This window comes from Streptomyces sp. NPDC059567, assembly GCF_042735655.1.
In the GTDB taxonomy this organism is placed as follows: Bacteria; Actinomycetota; Actinomycetes; order Streptomycetales; family Streptomycetaceae; genus Streptomyces.
In genome coordinates this window covers 1-6,307 of the sequence record NZ_JBHWBS010000179.1, presented here as the reverse complement: position 1 = coordinate 6,307, position 6,307 = coordinate 1, and the positions used below count along the sequence as shown (strand labels likewise).

The 6,307-nt window shown below is 72.0% G+C and carries 6 protein-coding genes; 5 read left to right on the top strand and 1 reads right to left on the bottom strand.

Going from position 1 to position 6,307, the window contains the following annotated elements:
• Positions 1-73: 73 nt before the first annotated feature.
• Positions 74-1,870 (bottom strand): AMP-dependent synthetase/ligase, encoded by a 1,797-nt coding sequence (locus ACFVZW_RS36515; RefSeq protein WP_384530821.1) that lies wholly within the window; start codon positions 1,868-1,870, stop codon positions 74-76.
• A 257-nt stretch (positions 1,871-2,127) separates the two neighbouring features.
• Here ACFVZW_RS36515 and ACFVZW_RS36510 point away from each other — a divergent pair, with 257 nt between their 5' ends.
• The 5 genes from ACFVZW_RS36510 (at position 2,128) to ACFVZW_RS36490 (ending at position 6,269) form a co-directional block, all read left to right on the top strand.
• Positions 2,128-2,895: a metallophosphoesterase gene (locus tag ACFVZW_RS36510; RefSeq protein WP_384530820.1), complete on the top strand. Its 768-nt coding sequence runs from the start codon at positions 2,128-2,130 to the stop codon at positions 2,893-2,895.
• A gap of 90 nt (positions 2,896-2,985) precedes the next feature.
• Positions 2,986-3,429, top strand: coding sequence for an SRPBCC family protein (locus ACFVZW_RS36505; RefSeq protein ID WP_383563436.1), 444 nt, complete (start codon positions 2,986-2,988; stop codon positions 3,427-3,429).
• A 231-nt stretch (positions 3,430-3,660) separates the two neighbouring features.
• Positions 3,661-4,776, top strand: coding sequence for an ArsA family ATPase (locus ACFVZW_RS36500; protein ID WP_384530818.1), 1,116 nt, complete (start codon positions 3,661-3,663; stop codon positions 4,774-4,776).
• A gap of 41 nt (positions 4,777-4,817) precedes the next feature.
• Entirely contained in the window at positions 4,818-5,261 is a 444-nt protein-coding gene (locus tag ACFVZW_RS36495; RefSeq protein ID WP_384530816.1) for a DUF5304 domain-containing protein, read from the top strand.
• Positions 5,262-5,327: 66 nt separating this feature from the next.
• Positions 5,328-6,269, top strand: coding sequence for an ROK family glucokinase (locus ACFVZW_RS36490; RefSeq protein WP_384530814.1), 942 nt, complete (start codon positions 5,328-5,330; stop codon positions 6,267-6,269).
• Positions 6,270-6,307: the final 38 nt, after the last annotated feature.

The window sequence follows — 6,307 nt, the reverse complement described above, 5'->3', positions numbered from 1 at the left end:
ACGCCGCGGGGGCCCCGCCGGCCCGGGTCCGGGGGCCGGCGGGGGCCCGTCGTGGTTCCGGCACCCGTTGCCCCTACGGGCGGTAGATCGCTTCGATCTCGTCCGCGAAGTCCTTCGCCACCACGTTGCGCTTCAGCTTCAGCGACGGCGTGATGTGGCCCGCCTCCTCGGTGAACTGGGAGTTCAGGATCCGGAACTTCCGCACCGACTCGGCCTTGGACACGGCCGCGTTGCCGTCGTCCACGGCCCGCTGGATCTCCGCGAGCAGCTCCGCGTCGTCGCGCAGCGACGCCGCGGTCGAGTCCGCCGGCTTGCCGTGCTCGCTTGCCCAGCGGCCGAGGAACTCCTCGTCCAGGGTGACCAGCGCGCCCACGAACGGACGCCCGTCGCCGACCACCATGCACTCCGCGACCAGTGCGTGCGCGCGGATCCGGTCCTCGATGACCGCCGGGGCGACGTTCTTGCCGCCCGCCGTCACCAGGATCTCCTTCTTCCGGCCGGTGATCGCGAGGTAGCCGTCCTCGTCGAGCGTGCCGATGTCACCGGTGTGGAACCAGCCGTCGGCCAGCGCCTCCGCCGTCGCGGCCTCGTTCTTCCAGTAGCCGGTGAAGATGTGCTCGCCGTGCAGCAGCACCTCGCCGTCGTCGGCGATCCGCACCACCGAGCCCGGCAGCGGCTGACCGACCGTGCCGATCTTCTGCCGGTCCCACGGGTTGAACGCCGTCGCGGCGCAGGACTCCGTCAGTCCGTAGCCCTCCAGCACGGTGAAGCCGATGCCGCGGTAGAAGTGACCGAGTCGCTCGCCCAACGGCGCTCCGCCGGAGATGGCGTACTCGCCGCGCCCGCCGAGCACCGCCCGCAGCTTGCTGTAGACGAGCTTGTCGAAGACCTTGTGCTTGATCTTCAGACCGAGCGACGCGCCCTGCGGGGTGCTGGTGGCCCGGCTCCAGGCGATCGCTGTGTGCGCGGCCTTGTCGAAGATCTTGCCCTTGCCGTCCGCCTGGGCCTTCGCCCGCGCGGAGTTGTAGACCTTCTCGAAGACACGGGGCACACCGAGGATCAGCGTGGGCCGGAAGGCGGCCAGCTCGTCCGTGAGGTTCTTGATGTCCGGCAGGCAGCCGAGCTTGATCGGCGCCATGACCGCCGCGAGCTCCACCATGCGGCCGAAGACGTGGGCGGCGGGCAGGAAGAGCATCACGGAGCTCTCGCCGGTCCGGAAGAGCGGCTTCAGCCGCTCGACCAGGTTGCCGCACTCCGCGAAGAACGCGCGGTGCGTCAGCACACAGCCCTTGGGGCGGCCGGTGGTGCCCGAGGTGTAGACGATCGTCGCCGGGTCGTCCGCATGCGCCGACGACATCCGCTCGTCGAGCAGTTCGTCGGAGACGTCCGCGCCGGTGGCGGTGAGCCGGGCGACGGCGTCGGTCTCGATCTGCCAGATGCCCTTCAGGGCCGGCAGGTTCGCCCGTACCGACTCCACCGACTCCTGGTGGGCCGCGGACTCGACGAGGGCGAGCGAGGCGCCCGAGTCACCGAGGATCCACTGGATCTGCTCCGGCGAACTCGTCTCGTACACCGGCACCGTCACGGCGCCCGCGCTCCAGATGGCGAAGTCGAGGAGCACCCACTCGTACCGCGTTCTGGAAAGCAGGGCCACCCGGTCGCCCGGCTCCACGCCGGCGGCGATCAGACCCTTCGCCGCCCCGCGGACCTCGGCGAGGAACTGCTCGGCGGTGACGTCCGTCCAGACGCCGGCCACCTTGCGTCCCATGACGGCGGTGTCTGGGTGCTGAGACGCGTTGCGGCGGATGAGATCCGTCAGGTTGCCGTCCGAGGGGACCTCGTACAGGGCCGGAAGGCTGAACTCGCGCAAGACTGCTGCTCCTCATCGGGCGCCGGCGCCACGGCTCTGTGTGAATGCACCGGTGCGGTCCAAGATCGGGCAGGTGCTCAGTGGGGGTGAGCACAACTGGACTGCCCGGACGTTACCCATCAGTACTCGGTTCCCGATAGGGGGGTCTGGCCAGATGTTCGGTGCATCACACAGTAGTGGCCGTGCTTCGCGCACAGTAATCCACGGCTTTCCGGACTCGGAAGTAACCGCAGGTCCGACGCCCTACGCTGAACCGCATGAGGATCAACGTGGTCAGTGACGTGCACGGGAACGCGGGTGCCCTCGCCAAAGCGGGGGAGGGCGCGGACGCCCTCGTCTGCCTCGGTGACCTGGTGCTCTTCCTCGACTACGCCGACCACAGCCGCGGCATCTTCCCCGACCTCTTCGGCGTCGAGAACGCCGACCTGATCGTGGAGCTGCGCACCGCGCGCCGCTTCGACGAGGCCCGTGACCTGGGACGACGCCTCTGGTCCGAACTGGCCGTCGACCGGGACACGGCGATCGAGTCCGCGGTGCGGCGCCAGTACGAGGAGCTGTTCTCGGCCTTCCCCGCCCCCACCTACGCGACCTACGGAAACGTCGACATCCCGGGGCTGTGGAGCGAGTACGCCCGGCCGGGGACGACCGTTCTCGACGGCGAGCGGATCGAGCTCGACGGACTGGTCTTCGGCTTCGTCGGCGGCGGGCTGCGCACCGCGATGCGCACGCCGTACGAGATCTCCGACGAGGAGTACGCGGCGAAGGTGGAGGCGCTCGGCGAGGTCGACGTGCTGTGCAGTCACATTCCGCCGGACGTCCCGGAGCTGACCTACGACACGGTCGCCCGCCGCTTCGAACGCGGCAGCCGCGCCCTGCTCGACGCCATCCGGCGCACCCGGCCGCGGTACGCCCTCTTCGGCCACGTCCACCAGCCACTGGCGAGGCGGATGAGGGTCGGGGGGACGGAATGCGTGAACGTCGGCCACTTCGCGGCGACGGGCAGGCCGTGGACGCTGGAGTGGTGACGGGCCTTCGCTGACGGCGCGATAGCCTTCGGTCGGCACGGTTCGTGCCCTTCGACTTCCGCCGGACCGCACAGTGGAGGAGCCACAGCGATGGCCGAACACACCAGCTCGAGCATCACCATCGAGGCAGCGCCGGCCGACGTCATGGGCGTGATCGCCGACTTCGCCCGCTACCCCGAGTGGACGGGCGAGGTGAAGGAGGCCGAGGTCCTGGAGAAGGACGAGGCCGGCCGCGCGGAGAAGGTGCGGCTGCTGCTCGACGCGGGCGCGATCAAGGACGACCACACGCTGGCGTACACCTGGACCGGCGACAACGAGGTCTCCTGGACGCTGGTCAAGTCCCAGATGCTCCGCTCCCTTGACGGCTCGTACCGCCTGACCCCGGCGGGCGGCGGGACGCGCACCGAGGTGACGTACCAGCTGACGGTGGACGTCAAGATCCCGATGCTGGGCATGATCAAGCGCAAGGCGGAGAAGGTCATCATCGACCGCGCGCTGGCGGGCCTGAAGAAGCGGGTGGAATCGGGCGCGTAGCCGCCCCCGGGGGCGGTGCCCACCCCTCCCTCGCCCACCCTCGTTGTGGGCAGTCGTTCCGCTGGGGCGGAACGGGTGGGCACAACGGACGGCGCCCTTGCCGGGCCCAGGCTCCCGGTCCGTACGGTGCCCACAGGTGCGGCGCCGTCGTCTGGGTGGGCGTCGCCCCGCGGAACGGTTGCCCGCAACCTGTGGGAGCCGTTCCAGCGCGGGGCGGTAACGTTCCGCCGTATGGGGATCTTGCTCGTCACCGGGACCGGCGGCGCCGGCCGTACCACCGTCGCCTGCGCCACCGCCCTCGCCGGGGCGCAGACCGGCCGGCGCGTCCTCCTGGTGTCCGGCGAGGCCGACGAGACGCCCGGCGTGGACCTCCTCCGCCCCGCCCCCGCCGCCGACTTCCGCCGCGAGTTCCTCGCCCTGCAGGCACGTTCCGGCACCGCCCTCGACCTCCTCGGCGCCGCCCCCTTCGAGGACGCCGAGCTCACCGAACTCCCCGGCAGCCACCAGTTCGCCCTGCTCCGCGCCCTGCGCGACGCCGCCGCCGGTGACTGGGACCTCGTCGTCGTCGACCTGCCCCCGCTGCTCGACGCCCTCGCCGTCCTCGCCCTGCCCGAGCAGCTGCGCCGCTACCTCCGCCGCCTCCTGCCGCCCGAGCGACAGGCCGCCCGCGCCCTGCGCCCCATGCTGGCCCAGCTCGCCGGCGTCCCCATGCCCGCGCAGTGGCTCTACGAGACGACCTCCCGCTGGGAGGCCGAGCTCGCCGCCGTCCAGGCCGTCGTCGACGACCCCACCACCACCGTCCGCCTCGTCGTCGAGCCCGGACCCGCGGCCACCGACGCCCTGCGCACCGCCCGCCTCGGCCTCGCGCTCCACCGCCTCGCCCTCGACACCGTGGTCGCCAACAAGCTGCTCCCGGCCGACTCGCCCGACCCCTGGCTCGCCGGGCTGACCGCCCAGCAGCACGAGCACCTGGCCCGGCTCCGTACCGCCCACGACGGGACCGTGCACGCCCTGCCGCACCTCGGCCGGGACCTGCGCGGCCCCGAGGACCTCGCCCTGCTCGCGGTCGACGCCGGACCCGCAGCCGCCCCCGAGTGGACCGTCGAGGACCGCAGGGACGACGACGGCATCCTCGTCTGGCACATCCCCCTGCCCGGCGCCGTCAAGCGCGAGCTCTCCCTCGTCCGCCGGGGGGACGAACTCCTCCTCGCCGTCGGCCGGTTCCGCCGCAACGTCCCGCTCCCGCCCGCCCTGCGCCGCTGCACCGTCGCCGGCGCCGCGCTGGTCGACGGCGACCTCAGGGTCAGGTTCACCCCCGACGCCGGTCTCTGGCCGCGGAACCCCTGAGGCCGTGTACCGTCGACGGTATAAGCCGTAAGGAGTACGCCATGAGCGATTCGGATGCCTGGGCCAAGGCGTGCGCCGAGGACCTGGAGGCCGAGAAGGCCCGCCGCCGCGCGAGCGCCGGTGCGGAGCCCGGCTCGGCCGCCGAGGAGTTCCGCAAGCTCTTCGACGCCGTCGCCGACAAGGTCTCCTCGATGCGGAACCCGCTGATGGGCATGGCTGCCCAGGGCACCGTGCAGCAGCTCGTCAACCAGGCGAAGGCGGCCGTCGAGCCCGTCATCGAGCGCAACCCGCAGGTCTTCGACCACCTCGCCGCCGCCGGCAACGAGCTGCTGGCCGCCTACCGCTCGGCGGTCGAGGGCCACGAGACGCGCTGGACCCGCGACGAGCCGGGCGACCCGCGCAAGGAATCCCGGCCGGACCGGCCCGAGGACCCCAAGAAGGACGACGACGGGCCCGGAACCGGGCACCACATCGACCTGGACTGATCAGGACGGTGGCCCCCCTCGGGTACGGTTGGCCTTAGCGGGGCTCGACCGAAAACTGAGGGACACATGGGACTCACCATCGGCGTCGACATCGGCGGCACGAAGATCGCGGCCGGCGTGGTCGACGAGGAGGGCAACATCCTCGACACGCACAAGGTGCCCACCCCGCCGACCCCCGAAGGCATCGTCGACGCGATCTGCGCCGCCGTGTCCGAGGCCGGCAAGGGTCATCAGATCGAGGCTGTCGGCATCGGTGCCGCGGGCTACGTCGACGACAAGCGCGCCACCGTCCTCTTCGCGCCGAACATCGACTGGCGGCACGAGCCGCTGAAGGACAAGGTCGAGCAGCGGGTCGGCCTGCCGGTCGTGGTCGAGAACGACGCGAACGCGGCGGCCTGGGGCGAGTACAAGTTCGGCGCCGGGCAGGGCCACGAGGACGTCATCTGCATCACGCTCGGCACCGGCCTCGGCGGCGGCATCATCATCGGCAACAAGCTCCGCCGCGGACGCTTCGGTGTCGCGGCCGAGTTCGGCCACATCCGGGTCGTCCCCGACGGCCTGCTGTGCGGCTGCGGCAGCCAGGGCTGCTGGGAGCAGTACGCCTCCGGGCGCGCGCTCGTCCGGTACGCGAAGCAGCGCGCCCACGCCACGCCCGAGAACGCGGAGATCCTCCTCGGTCTGGGCGACGGCACCCCCGACGGCATCGAGGGCAAGCACGTCAGCGCGGCGGCCCGACAGGGCGACCCGGTGGCCGTGGACTCCTTCCGCGAGCTGGCCCGCTGGGCCGGCGCGGGCCTCGCCGACCTGGCGTCGCTCTTCGACCCCTCGGCGTTCATCGTCGGCGGCGGCGTCTCCGACGAGGGCGAGCTGGTGCTCGACCCGATCCGGAAGTCCTTCCGCCGCTGGCTGATCGGCGGCGAGTGGCGGCCGCACGCCCAGGTGCTCGCGGCCCAGCTCGGCGGCAAGGCCGGTCTGGTCGGCGCGGCGGACCTGGCCCGCCAGGGCTGACGCCGCCCGCCACCTCGCTCGTACGGCATTCGCACGAC